Annotated in this window: 22 protein-coding genes; 13 read left to right on the top strand and 9 right to left on the bottom strand. The window is 67.8% G+C overall.

Features of this window, described 5'->3' with window-relative positions:
* Positions 1–111 precede the first annotated feature (111 nt).
* Complete coding sequence (gene clpB / locus AC5Y30_RS09615) at positions 112–2,658, bottom strand: ATP-dependent chaperone ClpB (RefSeq protein ID WP_499917886.1); 2,547 nt, start codon at positions 2,656–2,658, stop codon at positions 112–114.
* Positions 2,659–2,778: 120 nt separating this feature from the next.
* On the opposite strand from clpB, the gene AC5Y30_RS09610 reads away from it, so the two are divergent.
* Genes AC5Y30_RS09610 through AC5Y30_RS09600 form a run of 3 tightly spaced genes read left to right on the top strand, consistent with a single transcriptional unit; the run spans position 2,779 to position 5,341 of the window.
* Complete coding sequence (locus AC5Y30_RS09610) at positions 2,779–3,222, top strand: DUF3060 domain-containing protein (RefSeq protein ID WP_499917884.1); 444 nt, start codon at positions 2,779–2,781, stop codon at positions 3,220–3,222.
* A 32-nt stretch (positions 3,223–3,254) separates the two neighbouring features.
* On the top strand, positions 3,255–4,436 hold the full coding sequence (locus tag AC5Y30_RS09605; protein ID WP_499917883.1) for an FAD-binding oxidoreductase: 1,182 nt from the start codon (positions 3,255–3,257) through the stop codon (positions 4,434–4,436).
* A gap of 2 nt (positions 4,437–4,438) precedes the next feature.
* Complete coding sequence (locus AC5Y30_RS09600; RefSeq protein ID WP_499917882.1) at positions 4,439–5,341, top strand: aldose 1-epimerase; 903 nt, start codon at positions 4,439–4,441, stop codon at positions 5,339–5,341.
* On the opposite strand, the gene AC5Y30_RS09595 is transcribed toward AC5Y30_RS09600, so the two are convergent.
* The 4 genes from AC5Y30_RS09595 to dnaK are packed head-to-tail and all read right to left on the bottom strand — an operon-like array spanning position 5,342 to position 9,465.
* Entirely contained in the window at positions 5,342–5,737 is a 396-nt protein-coding gene (locus tag AC5Y30_RS09595) for a heat shock protein transcriptional repressor HspR (RefSeq protein WP_067358310.1), read from the bottom strand. It abuts the gene before it with no gap.
* Entirely contained in the window at positions 5,737–6,915 is a 1,179-nt protein-coding gene (gene dnaJ, locus AC5Y30_RS09590) for a molecular chaperone DnaJ (protein WP_499917881.1), read from the bottom strand. The genes AC5Y30_RS09595 and dnaJ overlap by 1 nt, the downstream gene beginning before the upstream one ends.
* 46 nt (positions 6,916–6,961) lie before the next feature.
* Positions 6,962–7,606 carry a nucleotide exchange factor GrpE gene (gene grpE / locus AC5Y30_RS09585; protein WP_499917880.1) on the bottom strand — a complete coding sequence of 215 codons (645 nt, stop codon included), beginning with the start codon at positions 7,604–7,606 and terminating at the stop codon, positions 6,962–6,964.
* Positions 7,603–9,465 carry a molecular chaperone DnaK gene (gene dnaK, locus AC5Y30_RS09580; protein WP_499917879.1) on the bottom strand — a complete coding sequence of 621 codons (1,863 nt, stop codon included), beginning with the start codon at positions 9,463–9,465 and terminating at the stop codon, positions 7,603–7,605. Before dnaK ends, grpE begins: the two co-directional genes overlap by 4 nt.
* Before the next feature lie 318 nt (positions 9,466–9,783).
* Here dnaK and AC5Y30_RS09575 point away from each other — a divergent pair, with 318 nt between their 5' ends.
* The 4 genes from AC5Y30_RS09575 (at position 9,784) to AC5Y30_RS09560 (ending at position 13,107) form a co-directional block, all read left to right on the top strand.
* A complete protein-coding gene (locus AC5Y30_RS09575) occupies positions 9,784–10,377 on the top strand; it encodes a hypothetical protein (protein WP_499917878.1) in 594 nt (197 codons plus the stop codon).
* A gap of 200 nt (positions 10,378–10,577) precedes the next feature.
* The gene (locus tag AC5Y30_RS09570; protein WP_499917877.1) at positions 10,578–11,804 is read left to right on the top strand and encodes a putative alpha/beta hydrolase; all 1,227 of its coding nucleotides are present in this window, start codon (positions 10,578–10,580) and stop codon (positions 11,802–11,804) included.
* An 11-nt stretch (positions 11,805–11,815) separates the two neighbouring features.
* Entirely contained in the window at positions 11,816–12,373 is a 558-nt protein-coding gene (locus tag AC5Y30_RS09565) for a hypothetical protein (RefSeq protein ID WP_499917876.1), read from the top strand.
* Positions 12,373–13,107 carry a hypothetical protein gene (locus AC5Y30_RS09560; RefSeq protein WP_499917875.1) on the top strand — a complete coding sequence of 245 codons (735 nt, stop codon included), beginning with the start codon at positions 12,373–12,375 and terminating at the stop codon, positions 13,105–13,107. The genes AC5Y30_RS09565 and AC5Y30_RS09560 overlap by 1 nt, the downstream gene beginning before the upstream one ends.
* A 9-nt stretch (positions 13,108–13,116) precedes the next feature.
* On the opposite strand, the gene AC5Y30_RS09555 is transcribed toward AC5Y30_RS09560, so the two are convergent.
* A complete protein-coding gene (locus AC5Y30_RS09555; protein WP_499917874.1) occupies positions 13,117–13,767 on the bottom strand; it encodes a DUF1345 domain-containing protein in 651 nt (216 codons plus the stop codon).
* A 69-nt stretch (positions 13,768–13,836) separates the two neighbouring features.
* Here AC5Y30_RS09555 and AC5Y30_RS09550 point away from each other — a divergent pair, with 69 nt between their 5' ends.
* The 5 genes from AC5Y30_RS09550 (at position 13,837) to AC5Y30_RS09530 (ending at position 21,973) form a co-directional block, all read left to right on the top strand.
* Positions 13,837–14,382 (top strand): hypothetical protein, encoded by a 546-nt coding sequence (locus AC5Y30_RS09550; protein WP_499917873.1) that lies wholly within the window; start codon positions 13,837–13,839, stop codon positions 14,380–14,382.
* A 134-nt stretch (positions 14,383–14,516) separates the two neighbouring features.
* Positions 14,517–16,208, top strand: coding sequence for an Hsp70 family protein (locus AC5Y30_RS09545; RefSeq protein ID WP_499917871.1), 1,692 nt, complete (start codon positions 14,517–14,519; stop codon positions 16,206–16,208).
* 205 nt (positions 16,209–16,413) lie between these two features.
* Entirely contained in the window at positions 16,414–19,344 is a 2,931-nt protein-coding gene (locus tag AC5Y30_RS09540; RefSeq protein ID WP_499917870.1) for a (Fe-S)-binding protein, read from the top strand.
* A 32-nt stretch (positions 19,345–19,376) separates the two neighbouring features.
* Positions 19,377–20,669: a pyridoxal phosphate-dependent aminotransferase gene (locus tag AC5Y30_RS09535; RefSeq protein WP_499917869.1), complete on the top strand. Its 1,293-nt coding sequence runs from the start codon at positions 19,377–19,379 to the stop codon at positions 20,667–20,669.
* 56 nt (positions 20,670–20,725) lie between these two features.
* Positions 20,726–21,973, top strand: a complete 1,248-nt coding sequence (locus tag AC5Y30_RS09530; RefSeq protein WP_499918239.1) for a YibE/F family protein — start codon at positions 20,726–20,728, stop codon at positions 21,971–21,973.
* On the opposite strand, the gene rfbA is transcribed toward AC5Y30_RS09530, so the two are convergent.
* From rfbA to AC5Y30_RS09515, 3 genes are read right to left on the bottom strand one after another with little or no spacing between them, the layout of a single operon-like run.
* Positions 21,918–22,790, bottom strand: a complete 873-nt coding sequence (gene rfbA / locus AC5Y30_RS09525) for a glucose-1-phosphate thymidylyltransferase RfbA (protein ID WP_499917868.1) — start codon at positions 22,788–22,790, stop codon at positions 21,918–21,920. The genes AC5Y30_RS09530 and rfbA overlap by 56 nt on opposite strands.
* Before the next feature lie 28 nt (positions 22,791–22,818).
* On the bottom strand, positions 22,819–23,190 hold the full coding sequence (locus AC5Y30_RS09520; RefSeq protein WP_499917867.1) for a nuclear transport factor 2 family protein: 372 nt from the start codon (positions 23,188–23,190) through the stop codon (positions 22,819–22,821).
* A gap of 29 nt (positions 23,191–23,219) precedes the next feature.
* Positions 23,220–23,975: a maleylpyruvate isomerase family mycothiol-dependent enzyme gene (locus tag AC5Y30_RS09515; RefSeq protein WP_499917866.1), complete on the bottom strand. Its 756-nt coding sequence runs from the start codon at positions 23,973–23,975 to the stop codon at positions 23,220–23,222.
* Between the two features lie 113 nt (positions 23,976–24,088).
* Between AC5Y30_RS09515 and AC5Y30_RS09510 the strand changes: the two genes are divergently transcribed.
* Positions 24,089–25,063: a hypothetical protein gene (locus AC5Y30_RS09510; RefSeq protein ID WP_499917865.1), complete on the top strand. Its 975-nt coding sequence runs from the start codon at positions 24,089–24,091 to the stop codon at positions 25,061–25,063.
* Positions 25,064–25,129 lie beyond the last annotated feature (66 nt).

Genomic DNA, 25,129 nt, shown 5'->3' with positions numbered 1-25,129 from the left:
CAAAACAGGGTATCTGCTATTGGCCAAGAAGATAGAAGGCGACCAGGTCACAACCCAATCACAGCTGGCACCAGCCACCTATCGCCGGACCGCCGATGGTCCCCCCGGGGGTCAGCCCAGGATCAGCGAGTCGCCGTCCGGGCTGACGTTCACCGGAACGGTGTCGCCGTCGTGCACATCGCCGGCCAACAACATCTTGGCCAGCTGGTCACCGATGGCCTGCTGCACCAGGCGGCGCAGCGGCCGGGCGCCGTAGACCGGGTCGAATCCGCGGTGCGCCAGCCACTGCTTGGCCGGCAGCGACACCTCCAGCGTGAGGCGGCGCGCAGCCAGCCGCTTCTGCAGCTGAACCAGCTGGATGTCGACGATCTGCACCAGCTCTCCGGGCTCCAGGCCGTGGAAGATGATCACGTCGTCGAGCCGGTTGATGAACTCCGGCTTGAACGCCGAGCGCACCGCGGCCATCACCTGCTCCTCGCTGCCACCGGATCCCAGGTTGGAGGTCAGGATCAGGATGGTGTTGCGGAAGTCGACGGTGCGGCCCTGCCCGTCGGTCAGCCGGCCCTCGTCGAGGACCTGCAGCAGCACGTCGAACACGTCCGGGTGCGCCTTTTCGATCTCGTCGAACAGGATGACGGTGTACGGGCGCCGCCGCACCGCCTCGGTCAGCTGACCGCCCTGGTCGTAGCCGATGTATCCGGGCGGGGCGCCGACCAGCCGGGCCACCGAGTGCTTCTCGCCGTATTCGCTCATGTCGATGCGGACCATCGCGCGCTCGTCGTCGAACAGGAATTCCGCCAGCGCCTTGGCCAGCTCGGTCTTCCCGACGCCGGTCGGGCCGAGGAACATGAACGACCCCGTGGGCCGGTTGGGGTCGGCGACGCCGGCCCGGGAACGCCGCACGGCGTCCGAGACCGCTGTGACGGCCTTCTTTTGGCCGATGACGCGCCGGCCCAGTTCGTCCTCCATGCGCAGCAGCTTGGCGGTCTCGCCCTCGAGCATCCGTCCGGCCGGGATGCCCGTCCACGCCGACACCACGTCGGCGATGTCGTCGGGACCGACCTCCTCCTTGAGCATCACGTTCTCGCGGGCCTGAGCCTGCGGCAGCGCGGCGTCGAGCTTCTTCTCGACCTCGGGGATGCGCCCGTAGCGCAGCTCGGCGGCCTTGGCCAGGTCGCCGTCGCGCTCGGCGCGCTCGGACTCCCCGCGCAACGTGTCCAGCTGCTCCTTGAGCTCGCGCACGACGTCGATGGCGTTCTTCTCGTTCTGCCAGCGGGTGGTGAGCTCGGACAGCTTCTCCTTCTGGTCGGCCAGCTCGGAGCGCAGCTTGTCCAGCCGCTCCTTGGACGCCTCGTCCTCTTCTTTGGCCAGCGCCATCTCCTCGATCTCGAGGCGGCGCACCAACCGCTCGACCTCGTCGATCTCGACGGGCCGGGAGTCGATCTCCATCTTCAAACGCGAAGCGGCCTCGTCGACCAGGTCGATGGCCTTGTCCGGCAGGAAGCGGGCGGTGATGTAGCGGTCGGACAGCGTGGCGGCGGCCACCAGGGCCGAGTCGGTGATGCGCACCCCGTGGTGCACCTCGTAGCGGTCCTTCAGCCCGCGCAGGATGCCCACGGTGTCCTCCACCGAGGGCTCGCCCACCAGCACCTGCTGGAAGCGGCGCTCCAGCGCGGCGTCCTTCTCGATGTACTTGCGGTACTCGTCGAGCGTGGTGGCACCGACCAGCCGCAGCTCGCCGCGGGCCAGCATCGGCTTGATCATGTTGCCGGCGTCCATCGCGCCCTCGCCGGTCGCGCCGGCGCCGACGATGGTGTGCAGCTCGTCGATGAAGGTGATGATCTGTCCGGCGGAGTTCTTGATGTCGTCGAGGACGGCCTTGAGCCGCTCCTCGAACTCGCCGCGGTACTTCGCCCCGGCCACCATCGATCCCAGGTCCAGGCTGATGACGGTCTTGTCGCGCAGGCTCTCGGGCACATCGCCCGCGACGATGCGCTGGGCCAGGCCCTCCACGATCGCGGTCTTGCCGACGCCGGGCTCACCGATCAGCACCGGGTTGTTCTTGGTGCGACGGCTCAAGACCTGCACGACGCGGCGAATCTCGTTGTCCCGCCCGATGACCGGGTCGAGCTTGCCTTCGCGGGCCCGCTCGGTGAGGTCGGTCGAGTACTTCTCCAGCGCCTGATAGGTCGCCTCCGGCTCCGGGCTGGTGACCCGCCCACTGCCGCGCACCTTGACGAACCCGTCGCGCAACGCCTGGGGCGAGGCGCCGTGGCCGGTCAACAGCTTGGCGACGTCGGAATCCCCGGTGGCCAGCCCCACCAGCAGGTGCTCGGTGGAGACGTATTCGTCGTTCATCTCGGTGGCCAGCTGCTGCGCGGTGGTGACGGCGGCCAGCGACTCGCGCGACAGTTGCGGTTGCGAGCTGGCGCCGCTGGCCTGCGGCAGGCGTTCCACGATGCGCTCGGCTTCGGCGCGAATGGTGGCCGGGTTGACGCCGACGGCCTCGAGCAGCGGAGCCGCGATGCCGTCAGCCTGCGTCAGCAGGGCCATCAGCAGGTGCGCCGGCCGGATCTCGGGGTTGCCGGCGGCCGAGGCCGCCTGCAGCGCCGAAGTCAGCGCCGCTTGGGTCTTGGTGGTCGGGTTGAAAGAGTCCACGACACCTCCGTTCGTAGAAGAAAATGCTTGTCCGCATGTTCAACGCCGTCAAGGTTGAGTCTATTCCGCTCAACTCTACCGAGTTTTGAGCAATATGCCCTTCGGGGTACCCCGGTACCGATGACGCAGACGACGCAGCCACCCGACCACGCCGACGCCGAGCCCGCCAGACCTCCGCGTCGCGTTCCGCGGGCGTTCTGGCTCGCCGCGGTGGCCGCCGGACTGGCGCTCGCGGGCCTGGTCATCGTCGGATTGCACACCGATCTCACCGGCGATAGCCCGTCGACCACCGTGCCTCAAGCCGGCACGCTGCAGGTCAGCGGGACCGGCACCACGAAGACCATCCCCTGTCACGCCGGCTACCTCTCGGTCAGCGGGAAGAACAACACCGTCACCCTCACCGGGCACTGCACCAGCGTCAGCGTCTCCGGCAGCGGCAACCACGTCTCGGTCGACAGCACCGATGCGGTGAACGCGTCGGGCACCGGCAACGTCGTTCTGTACCACTGGGGTTCGCCCAAGATCGACGACGTCGGGACGACCAACATCGTCCGACAGGGCTGAGTCAGCGTCGGCCGAGCCTAGAATCGGGGCCCGTGGGCCTGGAGGATGTCGACGCACTGCGGGTGCTGCGCGATGCCTTCGCATCTGAGGGTGCCGGGCCGGCCGGTGGTTCCGGCGAGCTCGTCCACCGCTTCTACACCCATTGGTTCGCCCTCGACAGCTCGGTGCGCGACCTGTTCCCGCCCGAAATGGCCGCCCAGCGGCGAGCTTTCGGCCACGCGTTGCACTGGGTGTACGGCGAGCTGATTGCGCGGCGCACGCAAGAGCCGGTGGCCTTCCTGGCCCAACTCGGCCGCGATCACCGCAAATACGGTGTGCTGTCCCCGCATTACGAGACGCTGCGGCGGGCGTTGCTGGTGACGCTGCGCGCCCACGTGGGCGCGGCCTGGACCGACGCCCTCGACGATGCGGCCGTGCAGTCGCTGAACCTGATCACCGGGGTGATGAGCGGCGCCGCCGACGCCGAGGAGGGGCCCGCCTGGTGGGACGGCACCGTGATCGAGCACCTGCGGGTGTCGCGGGATCTGGCGGTCGTCCGGCTGCAGCTCGATCAGCCGATGCACTACCACCCCGGCCAATACGTCAACGTCCATGTGCCCCAATGCCCGCACCGCTGGCGGTACCTGAGCCCGGCGATTCCGGCCGACCCGAGCGGCGGGGTCGAGTTTCACGTTCGCCTGGTCCCCGGCGGCCTGGTCAGCACCGCGATCGTCAACGAAACGCGCGGCGGCGACCGGTGGCGGCTGTCCAGCCCGCACGGCGGCCTGCGGGTCGACCGCGACGGGGAGGACGTGCTGATGGTCGCCGGCAGCACGGGCCTGGCGCCGCTGCGGGCGCTGATCATGGACCTGTCGCGGTTCGCGGTGAACCCGCGGATACATCTCTTCTTCGGTGCCCGATACCGCTGCGAACTCTACGATCTGCCGACCCTGTGGCAGATCGCCTCGCACAATCCGTGGCTGTCGGTATCGCCGGTCTCGGAGTACAACAGCGACCCGTCGTGGGCCGCCGACTATCCCGACGTCACGCCGCCGCGTGGCCTGCACGTGCACCAGATCGGGCGCCTGCCCGACGTGGTCACCAAGTACGGCGCCTGGGGTGACCGGCAGATCCTGGTGTGCGGCGGGCCGGCGATGGTCAACGCCACCAAGGCCGCGCTGACCGCCAAAGGTGCTCCGCCCCAACACATTCAGCATGACCCGCTATGGAGGTAGCCATGCACGTCGTCACCCTGCGCGATCCCTCGGGCCCGCTGGTCGCCCAGTTCGTCCCCGGGGCGGGGATGATCGGCACGTCGCTGCGCGACGCCGGCGTCGAGCTGCTGGGCCAGCGCCGCGGCCTGGACGCCTATATCTCCGCCGGCAAGACGATGGGCATCCCGATTCTGTATCCGTGGGCAAATCGGCTGGGCGAGAACACCTATACCGCGCAGGACGTCACCGTGACCCTGACGCCGGGGGAAAACGGGGTGCGCGCCGACCCCAACGGGTTACCCATCCATGGGGTCTTGGCCGCCTACCCCGGGTGGCGGGTGACGGCCGAGAACGCTGAGGAGCTGACCGCCGAACTGGATTTCGGCGCCGATCCCCGACTGCTGGCCAGCTTCCCGTACCCGCATGTGCTGGAGGTGACGGCTCGGCTGAGCAACCGGACGCTGACGGTTCGGACCACGGTCACGGCGACAAGCGACCGGGCGGTGCCGCTGTGCTTCGGGTTTCATCCCTACCTGCAACTGCCCGACGCCCCGCGGACCGACTGGGTCATCGAGACACCCCCGTTGCGGCATCTGGGGCTCGACGACAAGGGCCTGCCGACCGGTGTTTCCGAGTCGCAGCCGGCGCGCCGAGAAGCATTGGGCAACAACACTTTCGACGACGCTTACGACCAGGTCGCCGAAGGCGCGGTGTTCGCGGTGTCCGGCGGCGGGCGGCGCATCGAGGTGCATTTCGAGCAGGGCTACCCGGCGGCGCAGATTTTCGCGCCGGCGCCCGACGATCCCACGAAGACCATCGTGTGCTTCGAGCCCATGACCGCACCCACCGACGCGCTGCGCCGGGGCGGCTACCGCTGCGCGCGCCCGGGCGAACCGGCGGTCACGCAGTTTTCGATCCGGGTGTGATCAGCGTCCCCGGCGCGGTTGCCACACCACCAGCGCGGTGCTCTTGGGCACCACCGCCACATCGCGGCGCTGGCTGACCCGCGTCTGCGCCAGCTCCTCGGTCAATTCCTTGACTCGGGCCTGCAGCGCCTCGACCTGATTGGTCAGCTCGATGATCCGCTTGATGCCGGCGAGGTTGACCCCCTCGTCTTGGGAGAGCCGTTGCACCTCACGCAGCAGGTCGACGTCGTGCTCCGAATACCGCCGTCCCCCACCGGAAGTCCGGCGCGGGCTGACCAGGCCGAGCCGGTCGTAGGTGCGCAGCGTTTGGGCGTGCATGCCGGCCAGCTCGGCGGCCACCGAGATCAAGAAGGTCCGCGCGTCCTCTTTTCTTGAATTGCTCGAACCCTTGGCCATCAGCGATTACCCGCCCATCCGGCCCGCGGGTCGAAGCCGCTGGAACGCTCCGCGGCGGCGTAGGCCTCCAGCGCCTCCTGGGCGGCACCCTCCACATTGGGTGGTACGGCGACCTTTACGGTCACCAGCAAGTCGCCGTTGCCGCCGCTGCGCTTGGGCACGCCACGCCCGCGCACCCGCAGGATCCGACCGTCGGCCGTGCCCTTGGGCACCCGCACACCGACTTTGCCGTCCAGCGTGGGTACCGAAATGGTTGAGCCCAAGGCCAACTCGGTGAAGCTGACCGGAACCGTCACCGTGAGGTCGTCGCCGTCGCGCCCGAACACCTTGTCCGGGCGCACATGCACGGTCACGTACAGGTCACCCGACGGCGCACCGCGTAAACCCGCCTCGCCCTGGCCGGGCAGCCGAATCCGTTGTCCGTCTTCGACGCCCGGCGGGATCCGCACGTTGATGGTGCGCGTGCGGGTGGTGACGCCGGTGCCCTTGCACTCGTCGCAGGGGTGCTCGATGATCGAGCCGCTGCCCCGGCAGTCGGTGCACGGTTCGGAGAAGCCGAACGCGCCCTGGTTGCGGTTGATCACGCCGGAGCCGTTGCAGGTGGGGCACACCTTCGGGCTGGTGCCCGGCCGCGCGCCACTGCCGTGGCAGTTGGTGCACGGTGCCGGGCTGGTCAGCCGCAGCGGCATCGCCACGCCCTTGGCCGCCTCGACGAAATCCAGCTGGGTTTCGGTCTCGAGGTCGTTGCCGCGGCGCGGCCGGCTGGGACGGGCGCCCGAACCGCGCCCGAACAACCCGCCGAACAGATCACCGATGTTGGTGCCGCCGCTTCGGCCGGCGGCATCGAACAAATCGTTGAGGTTGAACTCAGCGCCGTCACCGCCGACGTTGAAGCCCCCGAACCCGCCGCCGTCGAACCGGCGCCCGCCGAAACCACCGCCGGCGAACAGCCTTCGGGTTTCGTCGTATTCCTTGCGCTTGGCCGGATCCGACAAGACGTTGTGTGCCTCGGAAACGGCTTTGAAGCGTTCGCCGGCGGCCGGGTTGTCGGGGTTGGCGTCAGGGTGCAGATCGCGCGCCAACTTGCGATAGGCGCGTTTGATCTCTTCGGGGCTGGCGTCGGAGGAGACGCCCAGCTCCTTATAGAAGTCCTTTTCGACCCATTCGCGCTGGGCCATGTCGCGTCACCCCCTCACCTTTCGTTTGTTGTGCTGATTGTGTGGTCTAGTCACCGGATGCGCCGGCGTTATCGTCCGATTCGGCCGGCCCGGTTTCCCCGGCCGCCGCGGCCGACTCACCGGTCCCGGCGTCGCCCTCGTCGTCGACCGTGTCGACGACGCCGACCAGAGCGTGGCGCAGCACCTGATCGCCCAGTTTGTAGCCCTGTCGCATGACGGTGCCGATCACCGGCCGGGAGCCGTCACCTTCGTGCTGGACGGCTTCGTGCAGCACCGGGTCGAAGTCCTCGCCCTCCTGGCCGAACGCCGACAGGCCGAGGCCGGTCAACGCGCTTTCCAGCTTGTCGGCCACCGACTTCAGCGGTCCGGACTCGAGGTCGCCGTGCTTGCGCGCCCGGTCGAGATCGTCCAGCACGCCCAGCAATTGGTTGACAACCGCGGCCTTCGCCCGATCCGCCGCGGCCTGCTGGTCGCGCAGCGCCCGCTTGCGGTAGTTCGCGAAGTCGGCCTGCACCCGTTGCAGATCGGCGGTGAGCTCGGCGACTTTGCCGTCGCCCTGGTCCGCCGGCTCGGCGGCCGGCGCCCCTCCCGGCGCGTCGCCGGGAGGGACCTGCCGCACTTCACCGGTCTGCGGATCGATTCGCCGCTTGTCGGTGACTGTCACCTGTTCTTGTGGGTTGCTTTCCGTCACTTGGACTCCCGGTCATCGTCGACCACCTCCGCGTCCACGACATCGTCAGCGGAGCCAGACCCGTCGCCGGCCGCACCGCCACCGGCCTGCTCGCCGGCGGCCTGGGTGGCCTCGTAGATCGCCTGTCCGAGCGCCTGGGATTCCTGGCCCAGCTTCTCCATCGCCGCCTTGATCGCGGTGATGTCGGTGCCGGCGAGGGCCGACTTGGCCTCGGCGATCGCGGCGTCGACCTTGGACAGTGTGTCCTCGGGGACCTTCGAACCGCCCTCGGCTTCGCGCTGATCCTTGACGAACTTCTCCGTCTGGTAGACCAGCGATTCGGCCTGGTTGCGGACGTCGGCCTCTTCGCGACGCTGACGGTCCTCCTCGGCGTGCGCCTCGGCGTCCTTGATCATCCGGTCGATCTCCTCCTTGGACAGGCCGGAGCCCTCCTGGATCTTGATCGTGTTCTCCTTGCCGGTGCCCTTGTCCTTGGCCGTGACGTGCACGATGCCGTTGGCGTCGATGTCGAAGGTGACCTCGATCTGCGGGACGCCGCGCGGAGCCGGCGGGATGCCGGTCAGCTCGAAGGAGCCGAGCAGCTTGTTGTGCGAAGCGATTTCGCGCTCACCCTGATAGACCTGGATCTGCACCGACGGCTGATTGTCGTCGGCCGTGGTGAAGGTCTCCGACCGCTTGGTGGGGATGGTGGTGTTGCGTTCGATGAGCTTGGTCATCACGCCACCCTTGGTCTCGATACCCAGGCTCAGCGGCGTAACGTCAAGCAGCAGAACGTCTTTCACCTCGCCCTTCAGCACACCGGCCTGCAGGGCAGCGCCCACGGCGACAACCTCGTCGGGGTTGACGCCCTTGTTGGGCTCCTTGCCCCCGGTGAGCTCCTTGACCAGCTCGGTCACCGCGGGCATGCGGGTGGAACCACCCACCAGCACCACGTGGTCGATCTCGGAGACCGAAATGCCGGCGTCCTTGATCACGGACTGGAAGGGCTTGCGGGTGCGGTCCAGCAGATCCTGTGTGATGCGCTGGAATTCGGCGCGGGTCAGCTGCTCGTCGAGGAACAGCGGGTTCTTGTCCGCGTCGACGGTGATGTAAGGCAGGTTGATCGAGGTGCTCTGCGAACTCGACAGCTCGATCTTGGCCTTCTCGGCGGCCTCACGCAGCCGCTGCATCGCCATCTTGTCCTTGGTCAGGTCAATTCCGCTGGTGCCCTTGAACTTATCGACCAGCCACTCGACGACGCGGTCGTCCCAGTCGTCCCCGCCGAGGTGGTTGTCACCACTGGTGGCGCGGACCTCGACCACACCCTCACCGATCTCGAGCAGCGAGACGTCGAAGGTACCGCCACCGAGGTCGAAGACCAGGATGGTCTGTTCCTTCTCGCCCTTGTCCAGGCCGTAGGCCAGCGCGGCCGCGGTCGGCTCGTTGACGATGCGCAGCACGTTCAGGCCGGCGATCTGGCCGGCTTCCTTGGTCGCCTGACGCTGGGCGTCGTTGAAGTACGCGGGCACGGTGACGACGGCGTCGGTGACGTCCTCGCCCAGGTATGCCTCGGCGTCGCGCTTCAACTTCATCAGCACGCGGGCGCTGATCTCCTGAGCGGTGTATTTCTTGTCATCGATCTCGACGGACCAATCGGTGCCCATGTGCCGCTTGACCGAACGGATGGTGCGGTCGACGTTGGTGACAGCCTGGTTCTTGGCGGGCTGACCGACGAGCACCTCGCCGTTGCGCGCGAAGGCGACGATGGACGGCGTCGTCCGCGAACCCTCGGAGTTGGCGACGACGACAGGGTCGCCACCCTCGAGAACTGCGACGACGGAGTTGGTGGTCCCGAGGTCGATACCGACCGCACGAGCCATAGTGATTCCTCCTGAATGTGTAGAGCTTGTTTGGTGCCACTATGCTGAGTGAACCCCGCTCAAGCCTGCCCTTGGGGCCGGTGGGCTGTCAACCCAGCATTGAGTGTAGTTCGCTCAACTTGTCGTTCATGTTAACGGCGGTCCGTCCCGCCTTGTTCCCGGGGGTGGCAAAAAACTTCGGCGCTGCCGAGGATCGGCGGTCACGCGGAGATAAACCCCGGCCATCGGCTCTGCATCGATCGTCGCGCCGGGGCAGCTAGGTCCGCTTCTCGGTGCGTAACCTAAGTGCCGCTATTCGAATCGTCTGGGGAGCGGCGGGTGCGGTTTTCGGAGAATGGGCGGCGGAGCCTGGCCGGTGGTTCGCTGCTGCTCGTGGCCCTGCTGGCCGGTGCGGAGCCGCTCTCGGGCTGCAGCTCCATCATCGGGGGCCGCCCGGTGGCGTCGCCGGGAGCCGGGCCCACCGAGCCGTCTTTCCCCACGCCCCGATCCACCCCGCCGTCGGCCACCGCCGCCCCGGCCCCCGGCCCGGGCCCGTCCGCCGCGCCGGCGAACCCGACCACTCCGGCGGGCGCCATCCCGCTGCCACCCGACCAGAACGGTTACGTCTTCATCGAGACGAAATCCGGCGTGACGCGCTGCCAGATCAACAAGGACACCGTCGGCTGCGAGGCACCGTTCACCAACTCCCCGCTGCAGGACGGTGAGCACGCCAACGGCGTCAGCATCAACACCGGCGGCAAGGTGCAGTGGGTGCTGGGCAACCTGGGGGCAATCCCGACGGTCACCATCGACTACAAGACCTACGCGGCGCAGGGCTGGACGATCGTCGCCAACGCCGACGGCACCCGCTTCACGAACGACCAGACCAAGCACGGCATGTTCGTGAGCGTCGAGAAGGTCAACACCTTCTGAGCCGGGCTCCATCGCGGGAGCCCGAGCGCGCGTGAATTGATTGCCAACCCGACGTCGGTAATCTTGCCGATGAGCTCGGGAGGGGGCGGCGATGCTTGTCGGTGCCGGTAGGCCGCGGTCGGTTTCCCAGGCGCCCCGCGCGCTGCCCGCCACGTCCGGAACCGGGTGGATCCGAAGTCGGGCGAGCACCTGACGATCTCATGCAACTGCGATACCTGAGCATCCCGGCGCTGATCGGCGCGGCCGGCGGCGACCCGTGGGCGATCAATGGCAGCCTGCAAGCCGGCAGCCCGCTGCAGATTTCCAATCTTGCCCAGGCATTTCTTCGCGCAGGCCGGTGCACGACGGAGGCCAGCAACGCGTTCGAACAGGCCCGTACCCGCTTCGAAGCCGCCTGGAATCACCAGGACGGCGGTCACCCGATCAACGACTCCGACGAAGTTCAGCGGGTGACGAAAGCGCTTGGGGCGCAGTCCCTGCAGATACCGAAGATCGGTGCGGACCTGGAGAGCATCGCCGCGACGCTGGCCGAGGCGCAGAAAGCCGCGGCCGGTCAAATCGCGTCGCTGGAAGCAAGGCTGCAAGAGCTCGACGATTTGATCGGCGAAGCCGACGCGATGGAGGACGACGAGGACCTCAGCCAGGCCGATTTCGATGCGCTGGAGGCGTTTATCGCCACATGCGAAGACGATGCCGTCCGGGCAACCAAGTCGGCGCTAGGCCAGCTGCAGGCGACACGCGACGGTTACTCCAAGTCGTTTCAGGACGCGATGGGGACCCTGCACGCGGACGGATATGACGCTCCCGGTGCCGGGCCGGCACCCGGTCAGCCGGCAGCCGGCCCGGCATCCGGCCAACCCGGCGGGGGTCCCGGCCCGGCGCCACCCGGCCAACCCGGCGGGGGTCCCGCATTGACCCCGTCACCGGGGGAAGTGGCGATCGGGAGCGCGGGTGCGATCGCCGGCGGTACCGCCGACGGTGTGCGTCAGACGACGCTCAACCTGCTCGCTGAGTCCCCGGGTACGGGTCCCGGCAAGGCTGATCCGTGGCTGTTGAAGTGGTTCGAGGATCCCAAGGTCGCCGGAGTTGAACTCCCGGGATTCACCCGTATCGGCGGGGTCGTTGGTGTGGCCAGCGCGGTGCCCGCCGTCCTGTCCGACATCCATGACGGAAACTCGGTGCCAGAGGCCATAACCCGCGAGACTGCTGGTGTCGCCGCCGGGCTGGCCGCGGGCGCAGAAACTGGCGCGCTGATCGGTTCGGTCGTTCCCGGTGCCGGGACCGCGGTCGGTCTGGTGGCAGGCGCCGTCGTGGGAGCGGGCGCCGCCTGGGTGGCGTCTAAAGCAGTCGAAGTGTCCTGGGAGCCGGTCGCCGATGCCGTCGGCAGCGCGGTGCACGGCGTGGAATCCGTCTTCGGGTTCGGGTAGGAGCGACTTCGATGCGATTCGATGACTTCGTGCAGGAGCACAACCTGGCTGTGTACCCGGTCGATCGATTTGCCGGGTTTGTGGTTGAGGTGGGAGTACCACCGGGTTGGGAACCCTTCGACTCGGCTGTCGGGGCGCGGGTGTGGGCCTGGCGCAACGACCCCTGCATCGAAGTGTTTTGCGCTAACGCGGTGTTGACGATGCATCGCGTCGAGGCTGCTTTGGACCCAGCCGGCGTTTTCGCGATGTTGGTCGAACAGCAGTTGCAAGCGGCGCCGGGCTGTCGAGAGCAAAGCCGCGAACTGGGTGCGGCCACCGAAGGTGCCGGCGTCACGGGGTTGCTCGCAATGAAGATCGCGCATGAACTCGGCACGATCGACAGCGAGTCGAAGTCCCGGATCATCACGACGGAGCAGGAGACGTTGATCGCGCAGCTCACGATGACGGCCCTCACCGATTCGCTGGTGGACCGGGCACACATCTGGCTGAAGGCCGTTCCGGGGCCGGTGGTAAGTCCAGCGCTCGCGGGTCACCGCGCCCCGCTGACCGGAAATACGAAAGGGCTCTGATGGCCGATAGCGGGAAGAGAGGCCGTTGGCGGCGGATGCTGCGGTACGCCATAGGTGGCGTCCTATGCCTGCTGGCGGTCATTAACGTGCTGGTCGGAGCGCCATGGCCCCTAGCTCTCGGCGGCGCTGTGACCGGCGGAATCATCCTCATCGGTCACCGCCGGATCTTTCGCGCCGGGGTCAGCCGAACTGGTGACGAGATCGTCTGCCGCTACATTCCCTGGTACGAGGGCAATGCCTACAGCGCGTTAGTGCTCCTCCCGCTGATGGGGGTTGCCATGGTGGCCTTGGGGCTCGCGCCCGGCAATCCGAGATGGCTGCTGTACGGCGGCGTCATCCTCCTGGCGGGTGTGACCCCGCTGTCCCTCTGGGGCATCGTTCGTATGTGGCTGCGTTCTCTTCTCTGCTTTAGCCCGTCGATGTTGACCGTGCGGTTGGCCGAGCGTGGGAGCCAGTTGACCGAAATTCGGCGTGAGCTGGTTGCGTCGATCGAGCCCAAGCTCGTCCCGCTGCCGTCGCGTGCTGACTCGTTGCAAGTCGCAATCGCTTACCGCCCCGCGGAGATCGGCGACGGCACTACCAAGACGGTGCTGCTCGGCCTGCGGCTGACGGTTCCACCGGTCAACCTGCTCAACGCACTCATCGCCTGGCGAGACGGCGCCCGCGACGACCCGGGCGAGCTGCTGGATCGCATCGAAGGGATTCTCCGAGGCCGCTCAACGGCCGGCGTGTGACGGGACCGATCAGAGCTTGGAGCCCAGCCCCGCGATCAGATTGATCGTCACCGCCAGGACCACCGCCCCGAGCAGGTAGGACACCAACGCATGGCGCAAGACCGTCGCCCGGATCGAGGCCAGCCCGATCTCGGTGTCCGACACCTGGTACGTCATGCCGACGGTGAATGCGAGATAGGCGAAATCCCGGAAGCGCGGCGGCTCGGGATCGTGAAAGTTGATGCCACCCGGGTCATCCGAGTAGTAGAGCCGCGCGTAATGCACGGAGTACAGCGTGTGCACGGCGACCCAGGACGCGGCGACGGTCAGGACGCCGACGACGGCGGCGGCCAGGGCTTCGTGGCCCGAGCGTGAGCCCGCGGCCACCACGTAGCCGACTCCGCCCAGGCTCGCGACGCTCGCCGACAGGATGACGGCGTCGGCGACCCATCGGGTGGGGTCCTCCCGCGTTGCCCAGCGGCAGGTCTGCTCGGCATCCATGCCGAGCAGGGTGAGGTGCGTCCATGCCGCATACATTCCGGCGGTGGCGATCCAGCCGGCCAGCGCATAACGCCATCCGGCGGTGTTGCCGACCACGACGGCGACCGCCACTCCGAGGGCCACGCAGACCGATATCCGAACCGCGACCGTGTCTCGCAACAACTTCACCAGGGAATCCACGACCTCGACCTAACCACTACACGGGCCGGCATCAGCAGATTGGCAGGTGCGGTTAGTACCATCGGTGCCGTGGCATCCAATGGCCCACGCGACGACTTCCACAACCAGCCGACCCAGCATGGCGAGTTCGGCGCACCCGAACAGCCGCCGACCGGCCAGGTTCCGTCTTCCGGTCCGCCGCCGAACCCGCCCCGGGAGCCCGAGGGGCCCGGCGATGTCGACCCGTTTGACCAGGAGACCGAGCCCACTCCCTGGTACCGCAAGCCCGCGATGCTGATCGCCTGGCTGATCTCCGTCGTCGTCCTGATCGCGTTGATCGTCTTCGGAGTCATCGAGCTCACTCACGGACAGCAGACCGTCAACCACGTCCCGAAGACGACGACGAGCACGACGACCACCACCACCACGACCCCGACCACCACCACGACCACCACGTCCTCGCCCAGCAGCGAAGAGTCACCGACGCAAGAGCCACCGGCGCAGCCGCCGCAACAGCAACCCACGGGCGGGCAGACGCAGCAGCCGTCGCATCACCACCATTTGCCGCAGCTGCCGCCGGTGATCACCGTTCCGGGGGTGCCGAATCCGGTCACGGTGCCCCCCGGGCTGCGGTAGCGAGTCGGTGGCAGCCTCGATCACGGTTGCGCCGCGCAGCGCGGGCGAAGCCCTACACTCGCTGCAATCCACGGTCGCTGCGGTGAGGGCGACCGCGCGAGGGCAACGGGACAACTGACACAGGGGTGCAGCAGATGAGCGAATCGCTCGGGCTATCGATCGGGGTGGCCAACCTGGTCGCCGCCCGCGCGGGCAGCGCTTCGATAACCCGCAGCTCGGTGGTCACCTTGTTCGAACAGCGACCTACCGAAGTCGGCCTGCCGGAAGAGAATCCGAATCTGACCGAACCCGGACTGGTGCTGCGGGGATTCGTCGAACGCGTCGGCGACCGCGCGCCATTGGTGGCGGCCGACGGCACCAAATACCTCGGCGCGGCGCTGACGGTCGAGGCGATCGAGGCCATGGCCCGCACGGTCGGCTACGGGACACCGATCACCATCGCGGTGCCCGCCTACTGGTCCCACGACCAGTTCACGGCGCTGCGCGAGGAGTTCTTCGCGCAGTCGGACCTAGCGCGCGGCGGGGTGGCGCCCATGCTGGTTTCCGATGCCACTGCCGCGCTCGCGGCGCTGCGCGGCACGCCGGGCTTCAGGGCCGACGGCGTTATTGCCTTGTGCGACTTCGGCGCGGGCGGCACCACCGTCACGTTGATGGACGCCAAGGCCGGCTTTGCGTCCGTCGGCCCGGCCGCGCGGTACACCGAATTCTCCGGCGACGCGATCGATCAGCTCATCCTGGACCACCTGCTGGCCTCCGACGTCAGCACCGCCATGCTGGGCGGCACCGCGCGGGTCGGCCCGCAGGCCCGCCTGCTCGGCGCATGCCGGCGCGCCAAGGAACAGCTGTCGACGGCCGCGGTGAGCACGATCGCCGGGGCTTCCGGTGAGGGTGCCCAGCTCTCCCGCACCGAATTCGACCAACTGCTCTCCGCGCCGCTGGACCGGTTCCTCTCATTTGTCGAGGAGTCGTTGCGCCGCAACGCGATTCCGAACGCAGGGCTGAGCGCCGTGGCGATAGCCGGCGGCGGTGCGAACATCCCGTTGCTCAAAGCGCGCTTGTCGCAGCGCTTCGGGGTGCCGGTGCACAGCACCGTGCAGCCGGCGCTCAGCGCCGCCCTCGGCGCGGCGGTGCTCGGCCCGCACTACACGTCGGGAGGAGCTCCGACCGCCGCGGCCGCCGCCGTGGAAACACCGACCGAACTGGTCGGCACCGCCGGGCTCGACATGACCCAGGCCGCGTGGGGGGCCCAGGCCACCGACGTGGACGACGCCCTGGCGTGGTCGCAGGACGCCGACAACGACGAGCCGGTGCCATATACCGGACGCGACGCCACCGGCGAATATGCCAACGAGGCAAGGGAATTCGACGGCGCGACCGGCAGCCGCTACGCTGCCCCCCAGGCGCGACTGCCCTGGTACAAACGCACGGCGCTGGTGTTGAGCGTGGCGGGGGCGGCCGCGGCGGTGCTGGTGGCCCTGATCCTGGCGATCAACCTGTTGTCGACCAAGTCAACGCCGGTCAGTCCCACGTCGCCGCCTACCCAGCCCCCGCAAACGGTGACCATCACCGGGCCGAACGACAGCACCACCGTCACCGTGATCCCGGCGCCGCCGCCGTCCACCGAGCCGTCGGCCACCACCACGACGCCGGGGCCGGCGCCGTCGACGACGACGACCACCACCACGGCGCCGCCGAGCACGACCACAACCACGACCGCCGCGCCCACCACGACGTCGCAGGCGCCCACCACAACGTCGCAGACGGCCACCACCGCCGCGCCGACGACCACGCGCGGGTGGCCCCTGCCGCCCATCTTCGGGCGCTGACGCACCAGACACGGATGGCCGCCAAGCGGTGGCCGTCGAAGGGCCATTCAGCGAAGCATGGTGGCGCTCATCACTTCGGCGAGCGTCGCGTCTTAAGTTAGGGCAGCCTTTCTCGCGCTGAAAGCCGCAAAGATGTAACTATGAGCGGGGCTTTAGCAGGCAAATAAGCACAGCCGAATTTATCTATGCATTGGGGAGACCTTCTGTGACAACGCAGATGCTCATCAGGCTGATCGTGGGCATGGGCATGACGCTGGTCGTGGCCGCACTCGCCGCACGGCGTGTCCTGTGGCTGTTCAAGCTGATCACGTCCGGCAAGCCGGCCCCGGGTCACACCGACGATCCCGGCAAACGCGTCTGGGCAGAGGTGTCCGAAGTATTCGGTCAGCGCAAGCTGTTGAAGTGGTCCATCCCCGGGCTGGCGCACTTCTTCACCATGTGGGGCTTCTTCATTCTGCTCACGGTCTACATCGAGGCCTACGGTCTGCTTTTCCAGGACAACTTCCACATCCCGATCATCGGGCGCTGGGACGCACTCGGCTTCCTGCAGGACTTCTTCGCGACCGCAGTCTTCCTGGGCATCGTCACCTTCGCCATCATCCGGCTGATGCGCAGCCCGAAGGAGATCGGGCGCCAGTCACGGTTCTACGGTTCGCACACCGGCGGCGCCTGGCTGGTGCTGTTCATGATCTTCAACGTCGTCTTCACCTACGTGTTCGTGCGCGGAGCCGCGGTCAACAACGGCACGCTGCCCTACGGCAACGGCGCCTTCCTGTCCCAGCTGTTCGGTGCCATCCTGCGACCGCTGGGCCAGCCCGCCAACGAGATCATCGAAACGACCGCGCTGCTGCTGCACATCTTGGTCATGCTCGCGTTCCTGATCATCGTGCTGCACTCCAAGCACATGCACATCTTCACGGCGCCGATCAACGTCATCTTCAAGCGGCTGCCCAACGGCCTCGGCCCGCTGCTGCCGCTCGAACACGACGGCAAGCCGATCGACTTCGAAAACCCGCCCGACGACGCCGAATTCGGTCGCGGCAAGATCGAGGACTTCAGCTGGAAAGCCGCGCTCGACTTCGCCACCTGCACCGAGTGCGGGCGCTGTCAGTCGCAGTGCCCGGCGTGGAACACCGGCAAGCCGCTCTCGCCCAAGCTCGTCATCATGGACCTGCGCGACCACTGGATGGCCAAGGCGCCCTACATCCTGGGCAGCAAGGAATCTCCGACCGAAAGCACCCCGGAGGGCGGACTCGGCGACAAATTGGCCGGCGAAGAGCACGCCGAGGCGCACCACGTCCCGGAGTCCGGCTTCGGCCGCGTGATGGGTTCCGGGCCGGAGCAGGCCACCCGTCCGCTGGTGGGGACCGAGGAACAGGGCGGCGTCATCGACCCGGACGTCTTGTGGTCCTGCGTGACGTGCGGCGCCTGCGTCGAACAGTGCCCGGTGGACATCGAGCACATCGATCACATCGTCGACATGCGGCGCTACCAGGTGATGATGGAGTCGGAGTTCCCCTCCGAGCTGTCCGTGCTGTTCAAGAACCTGGAGACCAAGGGCAATCCGTGGGGCCAGAACGCCTCGGACCGCACCAGCTGGATCGACGAGGTCGACTTCGACGTGCCGGTCTACGGCGAGGACGTCGACAGCTTCGACGGCTACGAGTACTTGTTCTGGGTGGGTTGTGCCGGCGCTTACGACGACAAGGCCAAGAAGACCACCAAGGCCGTCGCCGAGCTGCTGGCGATCGCCGGCGTGAAGTACCTGGTGCTGGGCACCGGCGAGACCTGCAACGGCGACTCCGCCCGTCGCTCGGGCAACGAGTTCCTGTTCCAGCAGCTGGCCGCCCAGGCCGTCGAGACCCTGGACGGCCTTTTCGAGGGCACCGAGACCGTCGACCGCAAGATCGTCGTCACCTGCCCGCACTGCTTCAACACCCTGGGCCGCGAGTACCGCCAGCTCGGCGCGAACTATTCGGTGTTGCACCACACCCAGCTGCTCAACCGGCTGATCCGGGACAACAAACTGGTGCCGGTGACGCCGGTGTCGCAGGACATCACCTATCACGACCCCTGCTACCTGGGCCGGCACAACAAGGTCTACGAGGCGCCGCGCGAGCTGATCGGGGCCGCGGGAGCGACCCTGACCGAGATGCCGCGGCATGCCGAGCGCAGCTTCTGCTGCGGCGCCGGCGGCGCGCGGATGTGGATGGAAGAACACATCGGCAAGCGCATCAACCACGAGCGCGTCGACGAGGCGCTGGCCACCGGGGCCGCCACGATCGCCACGGGTTGCCCCTTCTGCCGGGTGATGGTCACCGACGGTGTCAACGACCGCCAGGAGGAAGCCGGACGCAGCGGCGTCGAGGTGCTCGACGTCGCCCAGATCCTGCTCGGGTCCCTCGAGTACGACAAGGCCACGCTGCCGGAGAAGGGCACGGCCGCCAAGGAGGCCGAGAAGCGGGCGGCTGAGGCGCCCAAGGCCTCGGCAGCCACGGTTGAGGCGCCGGCCGAAGCACCCGCCAAGGACGAAGCACCCGCCAAGGCCGAGGCCGCCCCGAAGCCCGAGGCCACCGCGGCTCCCGCCGCGCCCGCCAAGGGCTTGGGTATTGCCGGCGGCGCGAAGAAGCCCGGCGCCAAGAAGGCCGCCCCGGCTGCCGAGCCGGCGAAGGCCGAGGCGCCGACCGACGGCGGAGAAGCCAAGGCACCCGCCGCACCGGCGAAGGGCCTGGGTCTGGCCGCCGGCGCCAAACGGCCCGGCGCCAAGAAGTCCGCACCGGCGGCCGCGGCCCCCGAGGCCAAGGCAACCGCGGACGCGACCCCCGAAGCGGCGACCGATACCAAAACCGAAGCCAAGGCACCCGCCGCCCCGGTCAAGGGCCTGGGCATCGCGGCGGGCGCCAAGCGGCCCGGCGCCAAGAAGTCGGCACCGGCGGCCGCGGCCCCCAAGGCCGAGGAGCCCAAAGCCGAGGAGCCCAAGGCCGAGGCTGCGCCCGCCGGCCCGGCGGACGCCGAACCCGAGCCGGCGCCGAAGGCCGAGCCGGCAGAGCAGACCGACGGCGACGGCGCACCGTCGCAGCCACCGGTCAAGGGCCTGGGCATCGCCCGTGGGGCGCGTCCCCCCGGGAAGCGGTGACCTGCATCGTTGCGGCTTCGTAGCAAATATCAGTGGACAGTGATGGCACCATTGGTGGTGTGACCACCCATCAGCTGCCTCTGCACGCGTCGGCTCATCACCGGCCGCAGCGCAGTTTCGCGCAGTCGTCGAAGCTTCAGGACGTCCTGTACGAAATCCGCGGGCCGGTGCACGCACACGCCGCGCGGCTGGAGGCCGAGGGGCATCGCATCCTCAAGCTCAACATCGGCAACCCGGCGCCGTTCGGCTTCGAGGCGCCCGACGTGATCATGCGCGACATGATCCAGGCCCTGCCGTACGCCCAGGGATATTCCGACTCGCGGGGCATCCTGCCCGCCCGCCGGGCGGTGGTCACCCGCTACGAGGTGATCGACGGATTCCCACGCTTCGACGTCGACGACGTCTATTTGGGCAACGGGGTGTCCGAGCTGATCACCATGACGCTGCAGGCCCTACTCGACAACGGCGACGAGGTGCTGATCCCGTCGCCGGACTACCCGCTGTGGACGGCGTCGACCTCCCTTGCGGGCGGCACGCCGGTGCATTACCTGTGCGACGAGACGCAGGGCTGGCAGCCGGACATCGCCGACATGGAGTCCAAGATCACCGACCGCACCAAGGCGCTGGTGGTGATCAACCCGAACAACCCGACCGGCGCGGTCTACACCAGCGAAGTGCTCACCCAGATCGTCGATCTGGCGCGCAAGCACGAGCTGCTGCTGCTCGCCGACGAGATCTACGACAAGATCCTTTACGACGACGCCAAGCACATCAACCTGGCCACGCTGGCGCCGGACATGTTGTGCCTGACGTTCAACGGCCTGTCCAAGGCCTACCGGGTGGCCGGCTATCGGGCCGGCTGGCTGGCGATCACCGGGCCCAAGGACCACGCCAGCAGCTTCATCGAGGGCATCAACCTGCTGGCGAACATGCGGCTGTGTCCCAACGTTCCGGCGCAGCACGCGATTCAGGTGGCCCTGGGCGGTCACCAGAGCATCGACGACTTGGTCCTACCGGGCGGGCGGCTGCTCGAGCAGCGCGACGTCGCGTGGACCAAGCTGAACGAGATCCCGGGGGTGTCCTGCGTCAAGCCCGCCGGCGCGCTCTACGCGTTTCCCCGGCTTGACCCCGAGGTCTATGACGTCGAAGACGACGAACAGCTCGTCCTCGACCTGCTGCTGCAGGAGAAGATTTTGGTCACCCAAGGCACCGGTTTCAATTGGCCGGCACCGGATCACCTGCGCATCGTGACGCTGCCGTGGGCCCGCGATCTGGCGGCCGCGATCGAGCGGCTGGGCAACTTCCTCGTCGGCTATCGGCCGTAAGCATCCGCGCGGCCGCCTCTACGGTGGAGCGGGTGACGCACTCCCACTCGCACAGCATGGCCCGCTCATCGGAGGGCCCGTCCGGGGTCGATCCGTTGCCCGCCAGGATCGTCGTCGGGTTGTTGGTCGCTATCGGCGTGGCGGTAGCCGTCGGCGCGATCGTGCTCTGGCCCAGCCGCCAGCACGTCGACATCCCGATGCCGCTGCAGAACGCGGCGGGCGGCGCGGTGAGCACGCAGGCCGGGCACGTGCTGTCCAGCGCGGTGGGCGACTGCGGCAGCCCGTCGGCCAGCCAAGTCCTCACCGGCGCGCCGCAGCAGGCCCTGCCCGGCGCGGGACGGTGCGTTTTGACCCAGGTCTCGATCGATTCTGGACCCAATGCCGGGGCCCAGACACTACTGGAGTCCTCGCCTGGCCCCGGCCAACCGAAATTCGCGGTGGGCGACCACATTCGACTCGTCCGTCAGGTCGACGATCAGGGCGCGACCAGCTATGCGTTCTACGACTTCGAACGTGGTTGGGCGCTGGGCGGTTTGGCGATCGCGTTCGCGGTGGTGATCGTGACCGTGGCGCGCTGGCGTGGGCTGCTCGCGCTGGTGGGCATCGTGGTCGCGTTCGTGGTGCTGGTGACGTTCCTACTGCCGGCGCTGCGCGACGGCGCACCGGCTGTTCCGGTGGCGCTGGTGGCGGCGGCGGCGATCCTGTACGCGGTCATCTATCTCGCGCACGGGGTGAACCTGCGGACCAGCGCCGCACTGCTGGGCACCCTCTCGGCGCTGCTGTTGGCGGCCGGATTATCTTGGGCGGCAATAGAACTGGCGCACTTGACCGGTTTATCGGACGAACAGAACAGCACCGTCAGCGCGTATCTTGGCAGCGTGTCGATCAGCGGCCTGCTGCTCGCCGGCTTTATCATCGGGTCGTTGGGTGTGCTCAACGATGTGACGGTGACCCAGGCCTCGACGGTGTTCGAGCTCGCCCACCTCGGCGGCTCGCGGCGGGCGATCTTTGTGGGCGCGATCCGGGTCGGCCGCGATCACATCGCCAGCACTGTTTACACGCTGGTGCTGGCCTACGCTGGCAGTTCGCTGCCGTTGCTGTTGCTGTTCAGCGTCGCCAACCGATCGTTGACTGACGTGCTGACCAGCGAGAGCGTGGCGATCGAGATCGCCCGCTCGGCGGTGGGCGGCATGGCGCTGGCGCTGTCGGTGCCGCTGACGACGGCAATCGCCGCGGTGCTTGCCAAACCTAAAATCGACTCCGCTCCAACAGGTCCAGCAGATAGCCGCCGTAGCCGGACTTGAGCAAGCCCTGTGCGCGCTCGGCCAGCTCGTCGTCGGTGATCCAGCCGCGCCGCCACGCCACTTCCTCTGGGACGCTGACCTTCAGGCCCTGCCGCCGCTCCAGGGTGCGCACGAAATCGCTTGCGTCCAGCAGCGAGTCGAACGTCCCGGTGTCCAGCCACGCGGTGCCGCGGGTCATCACCTCGACCGAGAGCCTGCCCCGGCTCAGGTAGATCTGGTTGACCTCGGTGATCTCGTATTCACCGCGCGCCGATTTCTTCAGGCCCTTCGCGATTTCGACCACGTCGTTGTCGTAGAAGTACAAACCCGGCACCGCGTAGTTGGATTTCGGCGTCTTGGGCTTCTCCTCCAATGACAGCGCCCTACCGTCATCGCTGAACTCGATGACGCCGTATGCCGATGGGTTGGCGACCCAGTACGCGAAAACCGCTCCCCCGCTGACGGATTGGAATCGACTCAGGCTGGTGCCCAGGCCCGGGCCGTAGAAAATGTTGTCTCCCAACACCAAAGCCACCGGCTCGTTCCCGATGTGCCCGGCGCCCAGGACGAATGCCTGGGCCAGACCATCGGGCTGTTCCTGCGTCACATAGCTGATGTTGACCCCGAACTGCGAGCCGTCGGCCAGCAGTCGCTGGAATCCGGGCGCGTCGTGTCGAGTGGTGATCACCAGGATGTCGCGGATGCCGGCCATCATCAGGGTGGACAGCGGGTAGTAAACCATCGGTTTGTCGTAGACCGGCAGCAGCTGCTTACTTATGCCGGTGGTGATCGGATGCAGGCGAGTGCCCGATCCGCCGGCCAGGATGATTCCGCGCATTGGATGGCTCCTGATGCCTTGGTCTGCCCTATTCGACGGCGTCGGACTCGGTCAGCTCGGTCGCCGCCAGCGCCGTCGCCAAGCTGTCGTGCCGGAAAACGGAGGTGACATGGTCGCGGACAACGCGAAATGCCAGCGCGTCGGCGCCCGCCCCCGAGCCGTCAGGGCTGCCCAGTTTCTGTTCGGCGACGACGACGCCGTCGTGCACATACATCTGGCCGAGCTGCGCGGAAGACCGGTGCGAGGTAGCCCAGTTACGCAGCGCTTGGTGGCCCTGCGCCGCTCCGTGCGCGTCGCCGATCTCGATGTCCTCGCTGGACAGGGACTCCAGGGTGGCCAGGTCAGAAGAGTTCAGGGCGTCGTGCCATGCCAGTACGGTGGCGATCTCCGATGTGGTCATGGTGTGCAAATTACCGTGCGGCTCCCCGGCTAGAGAGGAGTACGGGCCAACCAGCGCTCCCACACGGCGTCGTCACCGAACAGCTCGACGCCCGTCTCGGCCAGCGGCCGGCGGCGCAGTATCGCCAGCAGCAACTCGGTCGCGCCACCGCGCAGCGCGGCGCTGCCCTTGCCGTGCTGATGCGACCAGGCGATCCGGCCCTGCTCGACGCCGATCGTCCACTCGCCGTCGTCGCCCAGCCCGGCATCGGTGGCGTGCAGATGCAGGGTGTCGCCCTCCTCCAGCGGAAGCGGTGTCCCTTCGCCACCCGCCTGGATCGCCACCCGCTCCAGCCATTCGGTGATCCCGTCGGCGGCCACGGCGGGTTCCAGGGTGAAGTCGCTGCTCAGCGCGATCGCGGCGTCGGCGCGGTGCACCGCGACCTCGTGCAACCGGCGCCGGACCCACCAGTTCGCCGCGCGCGAACCCAGGAAGGTCCAGACCGGCGTTTCCACCCCGGTCAGCTCGACGGCGTCGATCAGCCGCTGGGCACCGCCGTGCAGCCAGGCGATCGCTCCGGCCGGATCGGGCGGCGGCTTACCGCCTTCCACCGTGCGGGGGTCGAGGTAGCTATCGAGTCGCTCGCGCACGATCTGCGCCGCCCAGCGATCGCCGCGGCCGACGTGACGGAACAGTTGCCGCAGGGTCCAGCCCGGGCAGGTCGGCACGGGCGTCGACTCATCGGCGTCCTGAAAAAGCTCTGCGAATGCCCGATTCTCGTCGAGGAATGCGCCGGCGAAGTCCACGCCGGTCACGCTACCCGCACGGCGTGCCCGCCGGCGCTTTGCCGCTGTGACTTGAGCGCGTTGGGTCGACAGTGCAGTCTTACTAACGAATACGGGTCGGGAGGAGTGCTGGGGTGGATCGCCAAGGGCTCGCCGCCGATTGGAAGAGTGGGATCGCACCGGCCGTAGGCGGGCTGCAGGACAACGCCGCAGCCCGGGGCCTGCAGCTGGACTACTCGATCGAGTCGCTGCGCGCCGTGGAGTCCGTGATACGAACCCTGTTCGACGAACCGGAACACGTGTTGCACGCCGGGGAACGGCCGCTCGTTCAGGCATTGATGGCCTATATCGGGCTTACCCTGATACATCTCACCGGCGGGCGCTGGGACTGGGACGACGAACCGGGCTTCGCGCAGCGGGCCCATCCGCCGCTGACCGACGCCCCGCTTGCCGAAGCGGTCGCCACCCAGAACTGGACGTGGCCCGATGCCGAAGACGCCGCGCCCGGGATTCCCATCGCGGTCCCGGGCGACGGGCTGGGCCTCGAACCCGTTTCTCCATTGCACCTGTTGCTGGCGACGGTCGCGGACCGACCGGAAGATGACAGCGGGCCGGTGGCGCGAACCTACTCCGCTTGGAGAGCGAAGGTGTCCACCCCGCCGAAGCACGGGGTACCGGGTATCGATATCTTCGATTCGCTTACTGCCTCAACGGAATTGGATTCCTGGCTGACCGCACGCCAGCAAGAATTTGCCGGGTGGGCCAGCCGCTACCCCGGCACTTGGGATTACAGTCCCGATAGCATCGACGCCGTCACCGAGCTGGCTTTCAAGCTCACTCCGACCACTGACGAATTCAACGATCCGGCCAACGCAGACTTCGTCGAGGGCGCCTCCTGGTACGTGGGTGAGGTGCTGCTGCGCAGCGTGGGGGTACGTTGGGCGCATCGCCCCCACATGGCGGCGCGCGACGGAGCCCCGGCGGTCGCGGGTTATCAGGTGCAGACGAGCGACGACTCCGACACGGCATCGCCGTTCCGGTTATTGCGCCTCAGCCTCACGACAAAAGAGCACGAGGCGCGCGGACTTCACGATGAGTGGGTCGACTAATCGCAGAACCACCGGCCATGCGGGTCTAGTACAACTACATGACTTGAGCGCGTTGGGTCGACAGTG

This window comes from Mycobacterium sp. NGS27, assembly GCF_059813005.1.
The sequence above is the reverse complement of the archived record's forward strand: the minus strand, read 5'-3'. Positions and strand labels throughout refer to the sequence as shown.